The sequence below is a fragment of the Nonomuraea guangzhouensis genome (genome assembly GCF_019396345.1).
Lineage (GTDB): Bacteria > Actinomycetota > Actinomycetes > Streptosporangiales > Streptosporangiaceae > Nonomuraea > Nonomuraea guangzhouensis.
The window spans coordinates 222,963-243,212 of the sequence record NZ_JAHKRM010000014.1; the positions used below are offsets into that span (position 1 = coordinate 222,963).

Genomic DNA, 20,250 nt, shown 5'->3' on the forward strand with positions numbered 1-20,250 from the left:
GACGCCGTAGCCACGACGCCTCGACGCGCCCGACCACCCCCACCGTGGTTGTGCACCAACCGCCCTGGCCCAACTGCGGCCCAGCCGCCCCGCATAGGCGGGCGGCGCGGCCGTGAGATGCCGATGCCGAGCGGCATCCCACGGCCACAATACGATCGAATACGCCAAAACAGGATTCCGAGACAATCGCCGGTACCGCCCTTGATCTGGGCCAGCATGTCGCCGTCCGAGCCGGAGTGGTCGCGCACCAACTGGCTCGACCGCCGACTTCCCAGAAGACGAAAGGGGATATCAACTCACGCAACGCCCTCTGAATCGGGGCCTATGGACCGTGTCGGATCGGTGAGTTGTTTGCGAAGGGTCTTGCCGCGCGCGATGACCTCATGGACCGTGAAACGGGATCAAGACAAGGAGAGCCGATCACCGTGAGCGGGCGCAAACGTAAGCCGACCATCACCGGGTTGATCAGCGAAGTCGTTGCTGATCAGCAGCGAGCCAAGCAGCAAACCGCGAAGATTGAACAGCAAGCTGCGGCCGCTTGGGCAAAGGAATCCGCCAAGAACGCGGCTCGGGAACAGCGTGAGCAGGCAGCACGCGATCGACAAGGTGCGCGGGAAAAGGAGCTCGCAGCCGCAACCGCAGAGGCAGACGCCATCACCCGGACTCTCCGGGCGCGGATCACCGAGCTGGAAACACTCCTGACCAGCACCCTGCACGAGGATCCGTACATCTCATTCGAGATGTTGAAACAACCTTGGCGAACCCCGGAATTCCGCCCTTCGCCGGAACTGACAACCCCAGCCCAGCCGCCGGACGAACGAGACTATGCTCCAGCTCCGTTGTCTGCCCTAGCAATGCTCTCCCCTGGTCGAAGGCGGGCGCACGTCCTGGCCGAGCAAGAAGGAAGAGAGCGCTTCCAGCGGGATGTCTCCGCGCACGCAGAACGCGAGCGCCAGCGCCATGCTCACCTGGAAGCCGCCCGTGCCCGGCATGAGCAGTCGCGCCGCCAGGACCACGTTCGGATCGAGCATCAGCACGAGGCGGTGGATCGCTGGGCTGCGGACTACGCCGAGGGTAAACGTAAGGCGGTCGCCGACTACTTCGTCCAGGTCTTGGGGTCCGGACGCTATCCAGCCGACTTCCCGACGAACGTGAAAGTGGCCTATCAGCCGGTCGAAGGCCGGCTGATGGTCGACATCGATCTTCCGTTGCTCGAGGCCATGCCGGAAGAGAAAGCGTGCGAATACCTCACCACTCGCAAAAGGCTGAAATACCAACTGCTCAGCCAGCAGGAACGGAACAGGCTGTACCACGAGGTCATCGGTCAGATGGCGTTGCGGACCATCCGGTCGGTCTTCGCCGCTGACCGCGAGCGCCGCCTACACGAGGCAGTCTGTAATGGCTACGTCGACACCATCAACACCGCCACAGGACAACAGGTCCACTGGTGCCTAATCAGCGTCGAGGTGACCCGCGAGGTGTTCGACGGGCTCGACCTGTCCCGCATCAAACCGTTGGATTGCCTGAGCTACCTGCACGCGAAAGTGTCGCGCACCCCGCACCAGTACCACCCAGTCCAGCCGATCATCGAGTACCCCTGGGACGACCTGCCCTATGCCGACGAAATAGACGCGGCAATCGACCTGGACACCACCCAGAACCTCCTCGATCTGGACGGTTTCGAGTTCGAGCGGCTCATGGTTCAGCTCTTCTCTGCTATCCCGGCATTCACCGAGGTCAAACCAACGCGCTCACGCGGAGACGGCGGCATCGACCTGGTCGCGATCAACACCACCGAGTTCATCGGCGGCCGCGTCGCCATCCAGGCCAAGCGATACGCGCCCCACCGCAAGGTAGGTGTCGACACAGTCCGGGAGATCATCGGCTCCATCACCGAACGCGACTTCAACAAGGCCATCGTGATCACGACGTCCAGCTTCACTCCCCAGGCTCACCAAGAGGCCACCCGGCTCGGCGTCGAGCTCTACGACGCCGAACGGCTCCTGTGGCTTCTCCGCCAGTACCTACATCGCGAGTTCACCATCGACAAACAAGGAACCGGTCGCTCGCCTTTCAACACGTCTCCCAGGCCCTAACGCCGCCTATGCATGTCGCAGGCACCGCTTCCCTTCATCGGCGACTGTCGATTGATGGTGGCAAGGGGCTTCTGGCGCGCGGTGGCCGAGAGGTACGCAAGTTGGTTCAAGCCGCTGACCGGCGCCACTCGCATCCAGATCGTGTCGTTGCTGGCCAACGCTCCAGCTCGGTTCAGTCCGTGGGGTTCACGAGCAAAGATGACTCGCTCAGCGAATAATCTGGTGCGAAGTGACTGACGTCCATGGTGGCGGGACGTCCCGTCTGTAGCACTCCTCTTGCCACGACCCGTGTCCGGCTTCCGTGGTAGCGGACTGCCTGTTGATAGGTCTCCTCGTCGAGGTCTATCCAGACCACTCGGCGACGCCGGTCGATGATGGTTTCCATACCAATCCGACCGCCGAGCGCCTCCTCATCGGCGCCGCGGTGGAGATCGGTGATCAGCCCGAACAGCACGTGCTCGCGTTGCCGGCGAATGGTCTTCAACTTCTCGGCCACATGTTCGACAACGACTGACGACTCCCTAGGGAAAGTCAGCATCGCGACCTCCGGACTCATGGGCTGAGATGCGCGCGACCAGTTGAACTCGACGTCCAGTTCGGTGATCTCTGTTGACGTTATTATTGAGTCCAGGGCAACGCAGAGTTCGCGCGAGACTCCCTCGCCAACAGAATCTGAGATCTCCGACGGGGAGGGCAGCCTATCCCTGCTCGCCATTTCTTCGAGGGTCTTGAGTGCGTGCGCCATCGTGGTCATGACCCGGCGATCGAATAACGTTTCCTCTACATCCATATCGAGGTGAAGCTGTTCGTCGTCCGGAGGGGGCGGAGCGGGTCTAGCTGGGCTGATGACAGGGAGGATGTACGATCCGCGCCGTGTCTGGCCAAGTCGAACGTGCCGGGCGTGATCTCGGGCTTTGAGAGGTACGCTCTGCCCGAAGTGGCCTTGTCGCCGGATTGTTGCTGCCGCACTGGATATGACTATTTTACGCGCTGACTCGAATAGCTGATAACCAGCGTTCAGCGGAATGGAGTCATCTATGAGCTGTGGATGGTCCGCTCTCAGCTGAGTGACGTCGAAATAGATGAGGGAGATCTCGCTGGAAATAGTTTGTGGATCTCGGCGTTCAAGATCGGCGAGCTGGTGGAGGAGGATCCGCATGCGCTTGTCGTAGTCACTTGCGGACGTACGGAGCGGGACGAGTAGCGTTTCTTCCTCATACTGCGGATGGGACCAAAGCTGCGCCACAGGGCCACCCGTCGTGGGCGTCCAACTGGTGAGACGCAGGTAGGTGGTGAGTTCATCGGCCGGCACTGAAGGGGCGGGATCGCTCATGCAAGTCCCCCCTCGATGGTGCCGTTGAGGATATGTTGACGGGAGGCCTCGAACATACGTTCAAGAGAGTTAATGGTCAAGGTCTGGCAGCGCGGGAGATGGATAGCCGTCGTCTTGGAGGCGGTGGGAGGGGGCTCGTCCTGGAGCTTGGCCCAGTACGTGTGGCACGACATCAAGAGCCGCTCGGGCTCGTGGAGCAGCCATTTGTCCAGCGTCTTGGGAACCACCGCCAGGGCCAGGTATCCAGGAGCCGATCTTTCGGGATCGCGCAGCTTGTTGTAGGTCGCGAGGTCGAGGTCGAAGACGTAGTCGCCCTTTGCGGCCCGAGGACTCTGTGTGCACTTCAGTTGGAAGTCCACCATCAGGCCCTTCCAGCGCAGGGTTACGTCCACACCATCCTTGTCAACATTCCAGTCTGCCAGCGTATAGCCGCCCCTTGTGGCAACAGCCAACACATAGGCCCTACTGAACTGCTCTTTTTGCCAGCTTGTCGCTTCCGCCATCCCGATTCCCCTCTGAGGGAGACTTCTGGCATCCTGCGCATTTCGTTACAGGCACCATCATTCCTCTGGAAGGGGCATCGGGCAATTAAGGAATGTCGAACTGATGTTGGCATTCCTATCCGCGCGATAGCTCAGATAGCTAGGTGTAGCGACGGCGAGAGCTCGCGTTCCTGTGGAGAGGGTTGGGTGAACGACGGGAGCGAACGCTCGGGAGTGGTTGACAGTCCTGGACCCTGCTGTCTTTCTCCGCCCGACGGTAGGCAAGGGGATCGATGCCACCGAATGCCCAGTAGCGGTAGGGGGTGGCGGATTCCTCGAAGAGGTCATCGGACGCCTGGGTGATTCTCGCCGTCATGACTGGGTCGTTAACGGTGAGTGGAAAGAGCCTCACCGCATGCCGTGGAAGTTCCTGGAAAAGGGGAAGCTCTAGCGGGTGGCTCGCTAGGTCTAGCGGCTCAGCTAGCGGAAGAACAACGTCCTGACCTGCGGCCTAGCGGTCTAGCAGCTATATGCGAACGCCCCCGGCTGGGCTCCGGGGACGTTCTTCCAAGTAGCGCGGATTGCTAGGGGCTAGATCTTCCGCTTGGCGAGTGCCTCAGCCACGTCGGCCCGATTGAAGCCCTTCCGGTTGCGGCCCTTACCGGCGGTATCGCGGCCCCAGGTGTCCTCGGTCTTGACGCCGTATTCCTTCAGGCGGGCGGTCAGAGTGGCGGTCTTGGCGTCGTCTTCGAGGCCCGCCCACTGGCCGTAGGCGTCCGGTCGGAGTTCGGCCAGCCGGTCCACGATGGTGCTGTTCCAGACCTTCTCCTCCTTGGCGGTGGTCACGGTCAGGACGTCGGCGAGGAGGTCGTAAGAGGCCCGCTTGGCTGGTTCCTGGCCGATCGCCTGCCCGGACAGCGTTCCGGCCGCCAGACGGAGCTGATAAGCGCGCTCGGCGATCAGCTCGGACGTGGGCCCATCCAGGTAGGCCGACCGGACGATGAGCGGGTCTTCGGCGATGCCGACCGCCCAGGAGATGCCCTTGTCGTTGAGGGTGAACATGGTGGCCTTGACTCCGGCCTGGTGCATGCCGGTGCCGAGGATCATGTCGTTCTCCTGCCAGCCCATCACTCGCAGGCAGATGCGGATGCCAGCGTTCGCCGAGATGGCCTTGGGCAGACTGTCCTTGTCCGGGCGTTGGGTGGCCAGGATGAGGATGATCCCGAGGGCGGGGCCGCGCTTGATGATCGCGGTGGCGTACTTGGCGGCCTCCTGCCCGTACTCGTCGTCGGAGAACAGTTCCTGACACTCGTCGATCGCGACCACCGTCGGGTGCAGGCCGAGGTCGCGCCGCGCGGCTAGCTCGGGCGTGACCTTGAATTCGGGTGCCTGGTGGCGTGGCAGGCCGTCGATGACCTCGGCCCGCCGGTCGAGTTCGGCGTACACCTCGGCTAGCGAGGCGACGCAGGCGGCCTTGGCGGAGTCGGTGGCGCCCTTGGCGTAGTGGTGGGCCACCTTCTCCAGCGCCGACAGGTCGCCGGTGCCTTTCAGCTCGAACAGCCGCAGCTCTGCCAGCGGGTCGAGCGCGCAGGCCAGCAGCAGTACCCGCAGCGCGAACGTCTTGCCGTAGCGCGGCATGCTGCCGATGAGCACGTTGGCGAACATGAGCAGGACCTTGATCGGGCGGCCCCGCTGGTCGCTGCCGTAGGGGATCGGGTCGAACAGGCTGACCTGGCCGGACTTGAGCAGCGGCCAGGCGGGCTGCCTGGCGTTGCGCATCTCCTGATCGCCCACCCACAGCACCAGACGGCCGGGATGCTCCTCCGAGACCGGTTCGGGCCAGACGCAGCCCAGTGCACGCCGCAGGCCGGAGGCGAGCTTGTCGCGCTTGTCCAGCACCTCGGACACGGTCACGCCGAGCGGGAGATCGACCTCGGCCCGCCAGCCTGGCCCGTCCCGCATGATTGGGGCGGGGAAGGTGATGCCGCGCCCGTTCTTGCCGATCGCCTGGTTGATGGCCGAGATGCCGAGCGAGCCGAGCGCATCGACCACCTGGTCGCTGGTGAGCTTGCGCACGTGGCTCGGGACGACCGCACGATCCAGGAGCGGCTTGTCGGCTGGCGACCCGATCAGGCCAGCCGCGCTGACCAGCACACCGACGATCGCCCAGTGCGCCCATGTCGGCGCGGCCACCGCGACGAAGATGCCCACCAGGAGCAGCGTGATCGCGCCCACGAGGACCGTCCACAGCCGCGCCTTGACCCGGTCGTCACGCTGCCTGGACAGCGCCAGGTAGTCCGTGGCCTCTTCCTTCGTGGCTGCCGCCCGGCGGACCGGGCGGCCTTCCATGTCGAACAGCCAGCGCAACAGCTCCACGAGCAGGCGCCAGGCGCCGGCCGGGGAGCGGGCCGCGAGCTTGACCGCGTACTTCGGGCCGCGCAGCACGTGATAGGCCAGCACGTAGCCGGTGTGCTCGGCCTGCCATTTGAGCACCTGCAAGGCGTCGGCTCGCGACTTCAGCCACACCGGGATCAGCGGCGACCGCTCTTGTCGGCGCGCGGCCAACTCGGCGATCAGGTCCATCGGCTCGGGCGCATGCGGTTGATCGACCAGGAGCACCGTGCCCTCAAGGACGTCGTCGGCCTCGTCCGGGAGGGCGATCACCATGCCATCCTGCATTTCCTCTGTGGCGATCATGCCCTCACCTCCGCCCGGGTGATGACCGCCCCGAGGATCTCGGCGTGGACTGCAAGCGCCTTGGCAACGACGCGGACTGCCTTGACGTCGTGTCCGGCCAGGCGGCACAGGTCCGCCAGGATGAGCAGCACGACCACCATAGCGACGCGAGCCACTGTGAACGCGGTGCGGGCACAACCGGTACGGCGGACGGCCGTCCACATCTGCCTGGCACTCCGGGCCGCTGGAGTCGCCTCGCATGTGGCCCATAGTAGGAGCAGGGACACGAGCATCGCGGGGATCAGGAGGTCCTTCATCACGCCACCTCCGCCTCGCTAGCGCCGATCGAACGTGTGCCGTTCGTGGGCGGCGCCATGACCTCCGAGTCGGTCGGCTCGGCACCTTTTCCTTCAGCAGTTTGGGACCGCTCCCGATCCACCTCGGTGATGATCTCTTCGGCCTCGCGCTGCTCTAGTCCCCACCGGTGCATCAGAGGGCGCCGGCCGAGTCGCTGCTTGCCCTCGCCAAGACTGTCGATGTAGCTGAGCCGTGCCGCCTCGTACCGGTCAGCGGGCAGCACCGAGGTCACCCGCTCCACCTCGACGAGGGTCTCGATGGACTGGCACACGTGCTTCTCTGCTGGGGCCACGACCGACGGTCGCCGGGTGTTGCGGACGATCCACATCAGCAGCTCGTATGCGCCCGCGAACGCCAGCGGTGCCAGGGCGCTGACCAGGCGCGATCCGAGTCCACCGGACCAGCCGTGCGCCACGTTGGCCGCCAGCGTCACCGCGCCTCCCAGGGCGAGCGCGATCCATGCCAGGGCTGGCACGCGAAGCCTGCGGCGCGAGCAGTAGACCATCACCAGCGAGGCCATGACGATCACGCCGTCGGACATCGCCGGGTAGAGCACGGCCATGTCGTGCCGCTCTCCGAGGACGATCGCCAGGCCGTAGAAGTGGTGGTACGAGACGTAGGCCGCGGCTCCGGCAACGGCCAGGAGAACGGCCACCGCGAAGCCGAGAATCACTCGGTCTCCGAGGCGGCCCGCGCCGGTGGCGATGTCGGTCTCGGCGACCGGCATAGCGTGCCCGTTGCGAGCGCGGAACGGGATGGTGAAGAAGCGCTGGAGTCGAGATGGGGGAGGGTCGTCGGGCGTCGCTTTTCCGGCGATGGCGGGTGTGGAAGGGTGGTGGCTCATGGCCTGGCTCCTGGGTGAATCAGGTTGCTGGGTCGTAGGCCGGGGTTCGGTGTTGAAGCCACTGAGCCCCGGCCGCCTTACTGCCACCGGCCTGAGCCAGTGGGATCTGATGCCGCCGTTTGTATTTCGGATGCTCTTGCCTGCTCAGGAGCACGTAGGTCAGCGCGTTCTGTCATTGCCGTCACGGTGCACTTCGGGGGAGAGTCTCCTGTCGCTGGTGAGCTCGCTTCGATCGGGTGAAGATGCGTGCGTCTGGCGGGGCAGCACCCGCAGCGACGTCGGTGGTGTTCTTGAGCCGGTCTTGCCATGCCGAGAGCGGTAACCCTCTGTGAGCGGAATAGGGGGATGTCGGCGGTCAGCACGTCAGCCAAAGACAGCAAAAACATTTCTGCTGAATTCTGCTGACGTGCTGACAGCCGACGGCTGCTCTCTCGGACCGGTTGATGGTGACGCTGCGTAAGAGACGAACCGGAGATCATGTGGTGGCCTGGGGATGGAGTTCATAGGCGAGGGCGGCCGGGCGGCCCCGCCCGCTGGGAGTGGCGGTGGGAAGACGACGAATCCAGCCGTGGGTTTCCAGCACGCGCAGGCCGGGTTCGAGGTCGGCCATGGTTTTGAAGCGGCGCAACTTGGTCAGAACCTCGCGGCCTGTGAAGCGGCTGGTGGCGGTGCGACTGGCCCAGTCCAGCAGGGCGCGAGCGTCGGCGATGGCGGGGTCGGCGCCGATGGCGTCGTAGGCGGCTTGGGCGTGGTGGGTGAAGTAGTCGCCGATTTGGCAGGCGGCGGCGAAGGTGTCGGCGGTGATGGGTCGGCACCAGCCGTCTTTGAGGTGGGCGGCCAGGTGCAGTAGGGCGGCGATGCGTACGGTGGCGCCGACGAGTTTGGCGCCCCAGTCGGTCATGTGGTGCAGGTCGCCGCCGGGCAGGAAGCGGGGCTCGGTCTGGGCCAGCAGCCGGGTGATCGTTTCTTGGGCGTCGGGGGTGAAAGTAAGGGTGTGCCGGGGCCGCTCTTGGTCGGCGGTGCCGTGGTCAAAATCATGGGGGGAGAGCAGCAGCGTGGTCATGTGGGCGGTGTATGCCTGCTGCACGGGGGTGGGGATCGGGGCAGGGTTCGCCTTGCGGCGGCCGAGGAGGGAGTCCGGCAGCGCGTACAGGATGCGTCCGAGCAGGCCTTGTTCGCGGAATTCGGGGGTGTTGCCCAACCGGGCCAAGACGCCGGGCTGGACGCACACGCGGAGGGTGAGGGTGGCTGCCTCAATGCGCTCGCTGGCCCGGCCGATGCGATCGATGCGCATTTCCTCACCCGCGTGACCCGACAGGAACGCCTGCAGGTCTGGGGTTTTGGAGTAGCGGCCGGCCAGGACGGAGAAGATCTTGCCCTCCGGCCCCAGAACGGCAAAGCGACCTCCCTGTTGGGCCAGGCGGGAGGCGAGTTTCTCCACCGAGGTGTCGACAGTGAACAGCGTCGGCTCGGATGGCACGGTGATCTTTTCTAGGGCGAGGGCGGCGGCGGAGGCTTTGGCCAGCGCGTCGGCGTTCTGTAGCGGGTCTGCTGCGGCGGCGGCCGTAGCCGTCTTCTCTGCCTCCGCCTCGGCGATTCGGCGTGCCAGCTGAGCTTCGACAATGGTCGGCTGGACCCGTTCGACCAACTGGGATTCGGCGGTGCGGATGGGGGCGGTCATCTGCGCGAACACTTCCGACTTGCGGCTGCCAGGCGGCAGCACGATGACGGTGAACACATTGGTGGGTTCAATCCAGGCGGGGGCTTGTACCCAGATGTGTCCGGCGGCGGCCACCGAAAGCGTCGCGAGTGCCAGGCAGCCGGATAGGTCGGGCGGGGTCTGGGTGACTTCGGCCAGTGCGGCGCAGTAGTCGCCCAGCCAGCCGGGGAGCGCCCACAGCGGGAAAGCGGCCAGTTCGCCAGTGGCGGATAGCGGCGTGGGCTCGGGCCAGCCGCGCACATCCGGGGTGGTGATCCCGGCGCAAGTGGCGGTGACCCGAGTGCGCAGATCCTCGGTGTCGTCCAGGTCGGGGGCATGCTGTCCGAGCTGAATGAGACGGGTGCCGGTCTCGATCACACGGCGGGCGTAGGCCATCTCGCGCAGTCCGCGGGCGTGGTAGCTGGCGTTGGCCGTGGTAATCACGGCGGCGGTCAGTGTGTGCAGGTATGCGCCGCCGCCCACGGCACCGATATTTTTGCCGAGGGCGCCGGAGACGGCAATGGGATCGCATGGGGCGGCCCGGTCGGCCAGTCCGATGATGGTCCGCCAGATCCGAGCATGCGCGGGCCGGTAGAAGACGCTCTCGTCCACCAACGGTCGCAACTCAGCCAGCATGTGCGGGGCGAGCATGACGGATCCGAGCACGGCCTGTTCGGCTTCGATGTCGTGCGGCGGCTCCTGGGTGAAGTCAAGATCTGCGTGGAGGTCGGGGACGATGCGTAGTGGTGGCTGTGACGTGCTGCTCACGCCGGTGTTCCCCTTCTGACCAGGCAGCCGCCCTTGGCGGCCGGGTGGTGCTTGTTGTTGGTGGTGGGACGGAACCCTCGGTCTACGAAGGGATAAGGCCGCATCCCATGCGGTGGTCTGGGGCGCCCCAGCTCTGGATTGCGGCGCTGATAGCGGCAGCGCCGATTGGATGCGGCCCCGGGTACTGGCGAGTGCTGGATCAGTGAGCAGGCCTGCTGGCGCCGAGGGGGCGTGCGTCAGGATGCGATGTCGATCACTTGGGCGGGGGTTGTGGGGGCGAGTGCAGGGTCGTCGATCCCGAGGGAGCGGAGGATGGCGGCTCGGCCGACGCGGTAGGTGCTGCCGATGCGGAGTACGCGGCAGGGGAACGTGCCGTTGCGGGCCAGTTCGTGAGCTTTGGTTCTGCCGATGCCGAAGGCTTTTCCCGCTGTTGGCAGATCGACCGTGGCGGGGAGGTCGAGTAACTCCTCGATGGTCAGGGCTTGGGTCATTGCGCATTCCATTTCCTAGGGGAGGGGCTCGTCTGCCGTGCCGGACTGTGCCGAATCGTGTCAGGCGATGCCATCCAGTTAGGATCTCCTCCTGATGCTGATCAGCGTGACATAGATTCGGATGGACGTGCAACCCCAGTGCGGGTAACGTCCGATCCTGTCTGGATGAGAGCTGGGGGCGTCAATGGGTGCTGAAATGTCCGACAAAAGGGGCGCGGGCGAGAGGGTCGATCCAGGCGATGACCGCGATCCGCGCAGGCTGAGCGAGGAGAACATCGCCCTGAGACTCGCCTGGGAGATGCGCCGGCGCGGCTGGTCTCAGGACCGAATGGCGCAGGAGTTGACGAACGCCGGCTGCCCGACACATCAGTCAGCGATCTCGAAGATCGTTAATTCCAAGCCGGACGGAAGCCGCCGGGCGATCAGTGTCGATGAGGCGATCGCCATGGCCCAGGTGTTCGGGATTCCTCTCGAGGAACTTCCGCTGCCCTCAGAGGGAGCCGAAGGGCGCGACCTGCACGACCTGAGCCGGACCGTCACCCAGGAAGGACGTGATGCCCGAGAGCAGTACGCGCGGTTCATCCTCGCCTGGGCGCGTTTGCGCCACCGCCTCAGCCAGCAAGAGAACCAGGCGGCCTACAAGGAGTTCTTGAGTACGAGGAGGGTCGCCGCGGACAGAACGAGCGAGGCGATCGAGACATGGCTCGCCGCGGACTCATGGCGGGACGCGGCGGTCACGTACGACGTGCTTGAACGAACCCTGCAGACGATGGGCAACGGCCGGGACCTGACCCCGCCAACGCAAGACCGCCGCTGGCGCCACAGCATCGTGGCCGACCTCCTACGCCTGCGCGACCTGTTCGGCAGGACAATCCCCGGCAGCCAGGTGCGGGCGGTGCCGGAGCTGGTCCAGGACTCTGCGGAGGTCCTGGTCCGTGCCGGGATGCTCGATGCGGCCATCCTGATCATCGACTCCTACGAACGAGGCGAGGCGCACTCCACTGACGACGTCGTAGCTGAGATCGACACCCGACTCCAGCAGATCATCGACCGCAAGCCCCAGGACCGATTGGACTACCTCGAAAGCCTGGCAGCCCGGATCGGACTGCGCTGGAAGGGCGGCGAAACCAAACAAGAGCAGGAAGAACTGGCGGCTCAGCTGGGAGCGACCTCCGAGGACTACGTCGACGCCAAGAAGGTCGGCGGTATCTACCGCGACACAAGACTGAGGTGAGTTGCAGATGACCGGCAACGGATTCAAACGATGCAAGTGTCGCCAGGACGGCCGCGAGCTGGGCGCGAAGTGCTCCAGGCTGCGCCGTAAGGACGGCTCATGGAACCCTAACCATGGCCGCTGGTACGGCAAGGAAGAGGTGCCCGCAGGGCCTGACGGAAAGCGCGTGTATCTCCGCCTGGGCGGTTTCAACACCGAGGCGAACCTGACCGCCTTCTACGAGAAGGCGGGCCGTCTCCTCGACATCCCCGAGGCCGGGCCGGACGGGCACCAGGCGAGGATGGAAATCCTCGACATGATCAAAGCGGCCCACAAGAAGGAGGCGCCGCTGCCGGACTACGACGAACTGCGCCGCAAGTACAACGGCGGCCAGCGGCTCAGCTCCATGCTGTTCGGCGACTTCTTCGAGAGCTGCATGGCGGAGCACGAGCGGAGCGGCGACATTCGTAAGACCACGCTCAGGAGCTACCGGTCCCACTACAAGGAGCACCTGAAAGAGGTGCTCGCCCATGTCCGCATGGACAGGTTGTGGGTGTCGGTCCTGCAGAAGGTGTTCACCCGCATCGACGAAAAGAACAAGGAGATCCTGGAGTCGCGCGCGTCGGAAGACCCAGCGGTGCGTGCCTGGGTTCGAGGCAAGAGGGTCACCGGACCAGCGACGAAGCAGCGGATCCGAGCCACGCTGAGCACGGTGCTGAGCGACGCCGTACGACAAGAGATCATCAGCGTCAACAACGCCGGTGCCATCAAGCTGGACAAGGTGAAGCGGCCCAAGGCTCTGGTGTGGACCAAACAGAGGTTGGAGGCGTTCAACGCCAAGTTCGCCGAGCGTCTGGAGACCGTGCGGGCGGAAAAGGGCGGCAAGAAGATCAGCGCCGTGCGGGTATGGGAGACCCTCGAACTGCGACCATCACCCGTGATGGTCTGGACGCCGGTCCAACTTGGCGCATTCCTCGACGTCGCCGCTCAACATCGGCTGTACGCACTTTTCCACCTCATCGCGTTCCGCGGCTTGCGCCGTGGCGAAGGGTGCGGCGTCCGATGGGTGGACCTCGACGAGGAGGAGCGAACGCTGGCCATGGAGAAGCAGCTCTTCCAGGACGGATGGGAGTTCGAGGAGGGCGATCTCAAGACGGAGGCGAGCGACGGAGTGATCGCCCTCGACATTGGGACTGTGGCCGTGCTGAAGGAGCACCGGGCACGCCAGAACGCCGAGGGGCAGGAGTGGGGCGAGTCGTGGACCAACACCGGCCGGATCTTCACACGCGAGGATGGCACCGAGTTGCATCCGGCTTGGGTCAGCGAGCTGTTCTCGCAACTTGCCTATCAGGCGGGCCTGCCGCCGATCCGGCTGCACGACCTACGGCACTGTGCGGCCACGCTCGCCTACGCCGCCGGAGCCGACACGAAGATGGTGTCTTCGATGTTGCGCCACAGCTCGACCAATTTGACTGAGAACACCTACACGACGGTGCTACCGGAGCTGGCGCACGAGGCGGCTGAGGCGAGCGCGGCCATCGTCCCGCGAGCGGTCTCCCAAACTGGCGGTCTCCCCTCGGTCTCCCAAGAGGGTTCTAGCGACCCTACGGATTCCGGCGGAGTGGTAAAACGCCTGGTCATAAGGGTGAAGAATGGTAGGGCGCCCGGGGCTCGAACCCGGAACCTACGGATTAAAAGTCCGCAGCTCTGCCAATTGAGCTAACGCCCCCAGCAACAGCAAGGGTACAGAGATTACCGCCCCCCACGCGACGCCCTTTCGCCCCCTCACCGGTAAGCCGCGAGCCCTGTCAGCGCCTCGCCCAGCACCAGTGTGTGGATCTCCTGGGTGCCTTCGTAGGTGAGCACGCTCTCCAGGTTGTTCATATGCCTGATCACAGGGTACTCCAGCGTGATCCCGTTCCCGCCCAAGATCGTCCGAGCTTGGCGGGCGATGTCCAGCGCTGCCCGTACGTTGGCCAGTTTGCCGAAGCTGATCTGCCGGGGCTCCAGCTTTCCCGCCTCCTTCAGGGCGCCCAGATGCAGGGCCGTCAGGCCCGCCTGGGCCGTCCCGACGTACATCCACGCGAGTTTCTCCTGCGTCAGCTGGAAGGCCCCGATCGGCTTGTCGAACTGGACGCGGGTCTTCGCGTACGAGACCGCCGCCTCCAGGCAGGCGCGGGCCGCGCCCACGACGCCCCAGATGATGCCGAAGCGGGCTTCTGAGAGGCAGGAGAGCGGGCCTTTGAGGCCGGACACTCCGGGAAGTACCGCGAAGGCCGGAAGGCGTACGTCGTCGAAGTACAGGGACGAGGTGACGGAGGCCCTAAGGGACAGCTTCTTGTGGATCTCAGGGGCGGAGAAGCCGGGCGTATCGGTCGGTACGACGAAGCCGCGGATGCCCTCGTCGGTCTGGGCCCATACGACGGCCACGTCGGCGATCGAGCCGTTGGTGATCCACATCTTGGAGCCGTTGAGGATCCAGTCGGAGCCGTCCCGCTTGGCGTACGTGCGCATGTTGGCGGGGTCGGAGCCGTGGTCGGGCTCGGTCAGGCCGAAACAGCCGATCGCCTCACCGGCGGCCATCGCGGGCAGCCATTGCTCTTTCTGCTCGGAGGACCCATAACGCCAGATGGGGAACATCGCCAGCGATCCCTGAACCGAGACGAAGGACCGCAGACCCGAGTCCCCGGCTTCGAGCTCGCGGCAGGCCACGCCGTACGAGATGGCGTCCGTGCCGGCGCAGCCGTAGCCCTCCAGGTGCATGCCGAGCAGACCGAGCGAGCCGAGTGCGGGCGCGAGCTCGCGGGCGGGGAAGGTGCCCTCTTCGAACCAGTCGCCGACGTACGGCAGGACGTGGTCGGCGACGAAGGACTTGACCGTGTCGCGGATCAGCCGCTGGTCGCCGTCGAGCCGGTCGTCCAGGCGCAGCAGATCATCCATCGATCGTCCTTCCGTATGTAAGGGCCTACCAGGGTTCTACCAGGGGGAATCCTGATGTGCGAACGCCGGGCCGAAGGGCAGTCTTGAGGCATGAGCGAATACAACGTCAAGAAGCTTCGTCGGACCAACAACGGCCGGATCATCGCCGGTGTCTGCTCGGGCATCGGGGAGTACGTCGGCATCGACGCCAACCTGATCAGAATCGGCCTGGCGATCGTCACGCTGTTCGGTGGGCTCGGGGTCGCCGTGTACGCGGTCGGCTGGCTGCTCATGCCGGAAGAGGGCCGGGACAGCTCGATCGTCCAGGACCTGCTCGACAAGCAGCAGGCCAAGTCCACCTGGCAGGACCACACCGACTACAGCGGCGAGCAGAAGCCGCAGCAGTGATCAGGCGCGGGCGGGGGTCTCGACGCGGGACTCGGACCAGAGGATGGCGAGCACGGCCGCGGCCGTCACACCGATGACGCCGGCCAGCGCGACCACCGGCTCTGGACCGAGTCTCTCCGCCGCGAACCCGCCGATCAAGATCCCGATCCCCTGTACGGCCATGAGCCCCGACTGCACCAGGCCGAACGCCTGACCACGTTGATCCGCCGGTACGCACTGGACGAAAGCGGCATTCGCCGCGAGCTGGTACGCCCCGCCAACCCCCGACAGGAACCACGCGGCCAGCACCACGGCCAACGGCGGCCGCAGCGCGGTCACGACCAGCGGCAGACAGCTCAACATGGCCATCCACCCCATCATGCGCAGGCGCCGCGGCGGCGTGACGAACCTGCTGAAAAAGAACGCCCCCACCGCGGTCCCCGTCGGCATCGCCGCCATCAGCAGCCCGGTGACCACCGGGAGCGACAGGGTGCCGGTGCTGAGCTTCGCCGCATAGGGGACGGCTATGCCTTCCGGCAGGATGTAGAAGCCGCAGAGCCACGCGAACAGCACAAGGGTGCGGAGTTTTCGATCGCCGAAGACCAGGCGGGCTCCCGCTCTGGTCATGGCCCACATCGACCCCCTTGCGCCCTCGCGGGCGGCGGCGGGACGTGGTCGTACGCGGATGACCAGGATCAACGCGGAGCCCAGGAACGTGATCGCGTCGAGCGCGAGCGCGCGGTAGGGGCCTATCGTGGCGATCATCGCACCGCCGGCCGCGAAACCGAGCATCTGGATGCCCTGGTTCGTCATGTTCTGCAAGGCGGAGCCGACGACGTACCGATCACCTTCGAGCACCTCGGGCAGCAGTGCCGCGCGCGCGGCCGAGAACGGCGCGCTGAGCAGCACCACGAGGAACACCAGCCCGCACAGCAAGGGGAACGGCACCCCCGGGAGCGCCATCACGCCCACCAGGGCCGCGCGGAGCAGGTCGCACGTCATCATGACGCCCCTGCGCGCGAACCGGTCGGCCAGGCTTGCCAGCAGCGGGCCGCCGAGGATCGTCGGCAGGTAGGTCAGCGCGTAGACGGCTGCGGTGGCCAGCGGTGATCGTGTGCGGTCATAGACAAGGACGGCCAGCGCCACCTGGGCGAGCTGGTCACCGAGCAGGGAGAGGCCCTGGGCGTACCAGAGCGCGCGAAACTCCCTGATGGCGATGACCTCGCCGTATGTGGCTTGGCGTTGGAGGGCGCGGCGATGCCGTCCCAGCAGCCGTCGCGTCCGCATGGCCCCCATTGGACTCCGCTGTGCCTGACTCAGAGTGCTCGCTATGTCACCTAAGGTGCCCGATCATTTGACGGCCCGCAACCCAAAGAAGCCAACCCATTGCGAACGGTTACCAGCCTAGTTCATGGAGCCGGGCGTCATCGATGCCGAAGTGATGCCCGACCTCGTGGACGACCGTTATGCGTACTTCGTCCACCACGTCGTCCTCTGTATCGCAAATCTGGCATATCGGGTTCCGGTAGATCTCAATACGGTCGGGCAGGACTGCGGAGTACCAATCGCCGCGCTCTGTGAGGGGGATTCCGGTGTACAGGCCCAGCAGGTTGGGTTCGGGCGGATCGTCGACGACCGTGACGACGACATTGCTCATCACCCGGGTCAGACCTGGGGGAATCGTGTCCAGCGCCTCGGCTACGAGCTCCTCGAACTTCTCCCGCGAAACCTCGATCACCCTTGCCATTCTGCCCCGCTGGTCGGGTAAGCAAGAAACTGTATGAAGTTCACTGACAGAGTGAAGGCAGTCCTCCAGTCGCGGGTGTCCAGGGCCGTGGCCGTCCTCATCGTGGCCGCGGTGGGCGCCTGGCTCGGCATCTTCCTCAGCGGGACCCTCAGGGCCCAGGTCGGTCCGGTGGAGACGGGTATGTCGCTCCGGCCCGCCTGGGACGGCGAGACGATCGTGGACGCCAGCCCGCTGGGCACGCTCACGTTCCGCACCCATGACGCCCCGCTCAGACTCCGCATCTCGCTCGAGAACATCGACCAGGAACGCGCCAAGGCGCTCTTTGAGGACCCCCGCCTGGCGGACCGGCTGCCGGAGATCATCGAACGCGACCTGCTGGACGGTGTCCGCCTGCTGCTGATCCGCTCGATGCTGTGCGCGGGAGCGGGGGCGCTGATCGCGAGCCTGCTGGTGTTCAGGCGGCCGCGGGTGGCGTTGCTCGGCTTGCTGGCCGCTTCCGTGGCGCTGGCCGGCACGAGCGCGCTCGCCGCGCTCACATTCCGCCCGAATTCGCTCGTAGAGCCCAGATATTCGGGCCTGATCGCCGCCGCGCCGTCGCTGGTGGGCAGCGCGGAGTCGATCGTGACGAAGTTCGAGTCGTACCGGTCGCAGCTCACCAAGCTGGTGACCAACGTCTCGAAGCTGTACGACACGGTGTCGACCCTGCCGTTGTACGACGCGGACCCCAGATCCATCCGCGTCCTGCACATCTCGGACGTCCACATCAACCCGATCGCCTGGAACGTCGTCCGCTCCCTGAAGGACCAGTTCAAGGTCGACATGATCATCGACACGGGCGACATTTCCGACCACGGCACCAAGACCGAGAACAAGTTCGTCGACGAGATCTCCACCCTCGGTGTCCCGTACGTCTACGTTCGCGGCAACCACGACTCGATGATCACCCAGAAAGCGGTCGCCAAGCAGAAGAACGCCATAGTTCTGGATGACAAGGCGCAGAAGGTGGCAGGCCTGAACATCTACGGCCTGGGCGACCCCCGCTTCACTCCCGACAAGACCGTGGCTGTCGACTCGGACCCGGCCGTGCTGGCGCAGTTCGGGCGGTCACACGTGCCGCGGATGGGGAAACCGGACATAGTCGCCGTCCACGACCCGGAGGTCGGCCGCGGCTTCTCCGGCGCCACACCGATCATTCTCGCAGGTCACACGCACGAACGATCAACGACTGTGCTGCCCACGGGCACCCGCCTGCTGGTCCAGGGCTCTACGGGCGGCGCCGGCCTGCGTGCCCTCGAACACCCCCAGCCGACCCCCGTACAGGCCTCGGTCATGTACTTCGACAAGGAGACCAGACGCCTGCAGGCCTGGGACGACATCACGCTCGGGGGCCTCGGGGAGCAGTCTGTGTACATCCAGCGTCACGTGGAGCGTGACCCGGGACGTATGATTTCTCCAGCGCCAACGAACGCCCCGTCGCCAACGGGATCGATCACTGGCACGACAACGCCGGCCGCCGGTCCGCCACTTTGGCATCAGGGGCAATCGTCCCCTATGCTTCAGAGGTCTCCGACGGAAGGCGACAGGGAAAGTTCCTGAGCCCCCATCGTCTAGCGGCCTAGGACACCGCCCTTTCAAGGCGGCGGCACGGGTTCGAATCCCGTTGGGGGCACTGCTTAGCGCGTCACAAAACGGATGGTCAAAGGCCACCGTGGAGCTGGTAAGCTAAGCGAGTCGGAAAGCAAGGTCCTGTAGAGCAGTTGGAGTGCTCGCCACCCTGTCAAGGTGGAGGTCGCGGGTTCAAGTCCCGTCAGGACCGCTCTGGGTCAGGTAGCTCAGTTGGTACGAGCGTCCGCCTGAAAAGCGGAAGGTCGGCAGTTCGACCCTGCCCCTGACCACCTTTTGAACAGCACGAATGCTCCGAACGGATCACCGTTCGTGGCTTTTGATCTCTGGTGACAGCAACGTCACCAGTCTTCTTCAGCCAGCTCCCAGCAGGTCGCCGGACCCGGGCGTCTCGGCGAGCAGGTGGTACAGCTGCTTGCCCGCGATGAGCCTTTGACGTGCGAACCCCGCCGCCTGCTCATCGGACAAGAACTCGACCGGCACCGTGAACCTCCATGGGGTCTACGACAAGACCCTCGAAGTTTCCCGGAAGCGATCATGGACGGTCAAACCGATGCTCACCACGACAAACGCTTAGCGCACGATCCGGTTCCCATGTTCCTCAGACACCGAACCGTGCACGCCGTGCTCTCGCTCGACGGCTTCCTGTCCTCACTCGAGATTCAAGGCCCTGGATGACGCGTTGTGCCCGTACCCCTCCGGCTGAACCGTCCCCGGGCCCTCCCACCACCCCGAGGCGGTGGTCGCGGGTCGAGGGCCTGATCGCTGGTAACGGCGGTCAGGCCCTCGATCGTTCGGCCGTCATGTGACCGTCCCTGGGGGCGCCGACGGATTCAGGGTTTCGTGGGCGCGGCGTCAGCAGGGCAGGGTGACGGCGGTGGATGGACGTACCTCTGCTCGCGGGATCAGCAGGAGAGGGTGTAAGTCGCGGACCCGCCGCTCATCACGAGGGGTGAGTTCGCGTAGCCGGCCTTCGTGAATCGCGCGGCCCCCAGAGACTGGTAGGTGGCGCTTCCTCCCGGGCACGCGACGGATCTGGAGTTCCCCACTTGCGAGACGTTACTCCCCGTCGTGATCTCCCAGGGTAGTCCGGTGCCGTTGACGACGAAAGTCATGGCGAGGTCGATCGTGTCGACGAGGGCGTCGCACTGCGCGGAGGCGGTGGCGACCACCTGGGCGCCGACCACGGTCGGGTTGGAGATGCCCCCACTGCAGGTGATGATGGCCGCCGGAGCCTGCCCGCTCGTCGGCACCGCGGCGGCCGTCCGGACGAGAGTCACGGTGTACGAGCGCTTGTAGCCCTTCCAGGGGGTGTTCTGGTTCTCGGTGGCGAACGGCGTGGACGGGGTACGGTCCGCGTCGGCCGGGCTGGTGGTGAAAGCGGCGATCAGGGCGCAGTTCATGGCCACCAGGGCGGCCAAGCGCATGGCGCGCGTTCGGAAATGCATGGTGATCCCTTCGCTTGAGTGGTTTCTTTTTGCCGGACTGTTTCTGAATGGGATCCAGTCAGGAGCGCGCGGTCGATCGAGCATGCCGGGATGTGCGCGAGTAAGCGACTTCAAGAGTCGCTGCTCTATTTACTCCTGACCTCGTGCACAGTCACAAGAAACGGTTT

At 65.3% G+C, this 20,250-nt stretch carries 17 protein-coding genes, 4 tRNA genes and 1 pseudogene; 8 read left to right on the plus strand and 14 right to left on the minus strand.

Translation table 11 applies throughout. The features are described from left to right. The first annotated feature begins 425 nt into the window (after positions 1–425). Positions 426–2,096, plus strand: coding sequence for a restriction endonuclease (locus tag KME78_RS67345; protein ID WP_219532506.1), 1,671 nt, complete (start codon positions 426–428; stop codon positions 2,094–2,096). A 172-nt stretch (positions 2,097–2,268) separates the two neighbouring features. Here KME78_RS67345 and KME78_RS28810 read toward each other — a convergent pair whose 3' ends face one another. From KME78_RS28810 to KME78_RS28840, 7 genes are all read right to left on the minus strand, one after another. Continuing rightward, positions 2,269–3,255: a hypothetical protein gene (locus tag KME78_RS28810; protein WP_219532507.1), complete on the minus strand. Its 987-nt coding sequence runs from the start codon at positions 3,253–3,255 to the stop codon at positions 2,269–2,271. Positions 3,256–3,425: 170 nt separating this feature from the next. Next, entirely contained in the window at positions 3,426–3,932 is a 507-nt protein-coding gene (locus tag KME78_RS28815) for a DUF4365 domain-containing protein (RefSeq protein ID WP_219532508.1), read from the minus strand. Positions 3,933–4,502: 570 nt separating this feature from the next. After that, a complete protein-coding gene (locus KME78_RS28820) occupies positions 4,503–6,608 on the minus strand; it encodes an FtsK/SpoIIIE domain-containing protein (RefSeq protein ID WP_219532509.1) in 2,106 nt (701 codons plus the stop codon). Further along, on the minus strand, positions 6,605–6,904 hold the full coding sequence (locus tag KME78_RS28825) for a hypothetical protein (RefSeq protein ID WP_219532510.1): 300 nt from the start codon (positions 6,902–6,904) through the stop codon (positions 6,605–6,607). Before KME78_RS28825 ends, KME78_RS28820 begins: the two co-directional genes overlap by 4 nt. Then, a complete protein-coding gene (locus KME78_RS28830; RefSeq protein WP_219532511.1) occupies positions 6,904–7,788 on the minus strand; it encodes a DUF2637 domain-containing protein in 885 nt (294 codons plus the stop codon). The genes KME78_RS28825 and KME78_RS28830 overlap by 1 nt, the downstream gene beginning before the upstream one ends. Before the next feature lie 475 nt (positions 7,789–8,263). Then, on the minus strand, positions 8,264–10,255 hold the full coding sequence (locus tag KME78_RS28835) for a DUF3987 domain-containing protein (protein ID WP_219532512.1): 1,992 nt from the start codon (positions 10,253–10,255) through the stop codon (positions 8,264–8,266). 236 nt (positions 10,256–10,491) lie between these two features. Next, positions 10,492–10,746, minus strand: a complete 255-nt coding sequence (locus KME78_RS28840) for a DNA-binding protein (protein ID WP_219532513.1) — start codon at positions 10,744–10,746, stop codon at positions 10,492–10,494. A 184-nt stretch (positions 10,747–10,930) separates the two neighbouring features. Here KME78_RS28840 and KME78_RS28845 point away from each other — a divergent pair, with 184 nt between their 5' ends. Beyond that, positions 10,931–11,980, plus strand: a complete 1,050-nt coding sequence (locus tag KME78_RS28845; protein ID WP_219532514.1) for a helix-turn-helix domain-containing protein — start codon at positions 10,931–10,933, stop codon at positions 11,978–11,980. A 97-nt stretch (positions 11,981–12,077) separates the two neighbouring features. Here the strand turns inward: KME78_RS28845 and KME78_RS64735 are convergent, their stop codons facing one another. Then, complete coding sequence (locus tag KME78_RS64735) at positions 12,078–12,491, minus strand: hypothetical protein (RefSeq protein ID WP_246652003.1); 414 nt, start codon at positions 12,489–12,491, stop codon at positions 12,078–12,080. A gap of 408 nt (positions 12,492–12,899) precedes the next feature. On the opposite strand from KME78_RS64735, the pseudogene KME78_RS68095 reads away from it, so the two are divergent. Beyond that, positions 12,900–13,394, plus strand: a pseudogene (locus KME78_RS68095) (tyrosine-type recombinase/integrase); the annotation flags it as partial. A 218-nt stretch (positions 13,395–13,612) separates the two neighbouring features. Here KME78_RS68095 and KME78_RS28855 read toward each other — a convergent pair. Both KME78_RS28855 and KME78_RS28860 read right to left on the minus strand, forming a co-directional pair. Beyond that, positions 13,613–13,688 (minus strand) — tRNA-Lys (locus tag KME78_RS28855). Between the two features lie 56 nt (positions 13,689–13,744). Then, entirely contained in the window at positions 13,745–14,899 is a 1,155-nt protein-coding gene (locus KME78_RS28860; RefSeq protein WP_219532515.1) for an acyl-CoA dehydrogenase family protein, read from the minus strand. Positions 14,900–14,989: 90 nt separating this feature from the next. On the opposite strand from KME78_RS28860, the gene KME78_RS28865 reads away from it, so the two are divergent. Further along, positions 14,990–15,286: a PspC domain-containing protein gene (locus KME78_RS28865; RefSeq protein ID WP_219532516.1), complete on the plus strand. Its 297-nt coding sequence runs from the start codon at positions 14,990–14,992 to the stop codon at positions 15,284–15,286. Here KME78_RS28865 and KME78_RS28870 read toward each other — a convergent pair whose 3' ends face one another. Together KME78_RS28870 and KME78_RS28875 are read right to left on the minus strand one after the other, a co-directional pair. Then, complete coding sequence (locus KME78_RS28870) at positions 15,287–16,552, minus strand: MFS transporter (RefSeq protein WP_246652005.1); 1,266 nt, start codon at positions 16,550–16,552, stop codon at positions 15,287–15,289. It lies immediately after the preceding gene. Positions 16,553–16,661: 109 nt separating this feature from the next. Continuing rightward, entirely contained in the window at positions 16,662–17,012 is a 351-nt protein-coding gene (locus KME78_RS28875) for a metallopeptidase family protein (RefSeq protein ID WP_246652006.1), read from the minus strand. 51 nt (positions 17,013–17,063) lie between these two features. Here KME78_RS28875 and KME78_RS28880 point away from each other — a divergent pair, with 51 nt between their 5' ends. From KME78_RS28880 to KME78_RS28895, 4 genes are all read left to right on the plus strand, one after another. Beyond that, positions 17,064–18,608: a metallophosphoesterase family protein gene (locus KME78_RS28880; RefSeq protein ID WP_308127170.1), complete on the plus strand. Its 1,545-nt coding sequence runs from the start codon at positions 17,064–17,066 to the stop codon at positions 18,606–18,608. Then, positions 18,609–18,681, plus strand: a tRNA-Glu gene (locus KME78_RS28885). Between the two features lie 73 nt (positions 18,682–18,754). Next, a tRNA-Asp gene (locus tag KME78_RS28890) sits at positions 18,755–18,828 on the plus strand. Positions 18,829–18,833: 5 nt separating this feature from the next. Further along, positions 18,834–18,907: transfer RNA gene (locus KME78_RS28895), tRNA-Phe, on the plus strand. An 82-nt stretch (positions 18,908–18,989) separates the two neighbouring features. Here KME78_RS28895 and KME78_RS66375 read toward each other — a convergent pair. Together KME78_RS66375 and KME78_RS28900 are read right to left on the minus strand one after the other, a co-directional pair. Continuing rightward, positions 18,990–19,118, minus strand: a complete 129-nt coding sequence (locus KME78_RS66375; RefSeq protein WP_281428888.1) for a hypothetical protein — start codon at positions 19,116–19,118, stop codon at positions 18,990–18,992. Positions 19,119–19,540: 422 nt separating this feature from the next. Continuing rightward, positions 19,541–20,083: a hypothetical protein gene (locus KME78_RS28900; RefSeq protein ID WP_219532519.1), complete on the minus strand. Its 543-nt coding sequence runs from the start codon at positions 20,081–20,083 to the stop codon at positions 19,541–19,543. Positions 20,084–20,250: the final 167 nt, after the last annotated feature.

Bases quoted from the DNA above. Each gene is read 5' to 3' on its own strand.
- KME78_RS28810 (WP_219532507.1), bottom strand. From the start codon at position 3,255: ATGCGGATCCTCCTCCACCAGCTCGCCGATCTTGAACGCCGAGATCCA.
- KME78_RS28815 (WP_219532508.1), bottom strand. From the start codon at position 3,932: ATGGCGGAAGCGACAAGCTGGCAAAAAGAGCAGTTCAGTAGGGCCTAT.
- KME78_RS28820 (WP_219532509.1), bottom strand. From the start codon at position 6,608: ATGATCGCCACAGAGGAAATGCAGGATGGCATGGTGATCGCCCTCCCG.
- KME78_RS28825 (WP_219532510.1), bottom strand. From the start codon at position 6,904: ATGAAGGACCTCCTGATCCCCGCGATGCTCGTGTCCCTGCTCCTACTA.
- KME78_RS28830 (WP_219532511.1), bottom strand. From the start codon at position 7,788: ATGAGCCACCACCCTTCCACACCCGCCATCGCCGGAAAAGCGACGCCC.
- KME78_RS28840 (WP_219532513.1), bottom strand. From the start codon at position 10,746: ATGACCCAAGCCCTGACCATCGAGGAGTTACTCGACCTCCCCGCCACG.
- KME78_RS28845 (WP_219532514.1), top strand. From the start codon at position 10,931: ATGGGTGCTGAAATGTCCGACAAAAGGGGCGCGGGCGAGAGGGTCGAT.
- KME78_RS64735 (WP_246652003.1), bottom strand. From the start codon at position 12,491: ATGGGCGAGCACCTCTTTCAGGTGCTCCTTGTAGTGGGACCGGTAGCT.
- KME78_RS28860 (WP_219532515.1), bottom strand. From the start codon at position 14,899: ATGGATGATCTGCTGCGCCTGGACGACCGGCTCGACGGCGACCAGCGG.
- KME78_RS28865 (WP_219532516.1), top strand. From the start codon at position 14,990: ATGAGCGAATACAACGTCAAGAAGCTTCGTCGGACCAACAACGGCCGG.
- KME78_RS28870 (WP_246652005.1), bottom strand. From the start codon at position 16,552: ATGCGGACGCGACGGCTGCTGGGACGGCATCGCCGCGCCCTCCAACGC.
- KME78_RS28875 (WP_246652006.1), bottom strand. From the start codon at position 17,012: ATGGCAAGGGTGATCGAGGTTTCGCGGGAGAAGTTCGAGGAGCTCGTA.
- KME78_RS28900 (WP_219532519.1), bottom strand. From the start codon at position 20,083: ATGCATTTCCGAACGCGCGCCATGCGCTTGGCCGCCCTGGTGGCCATG.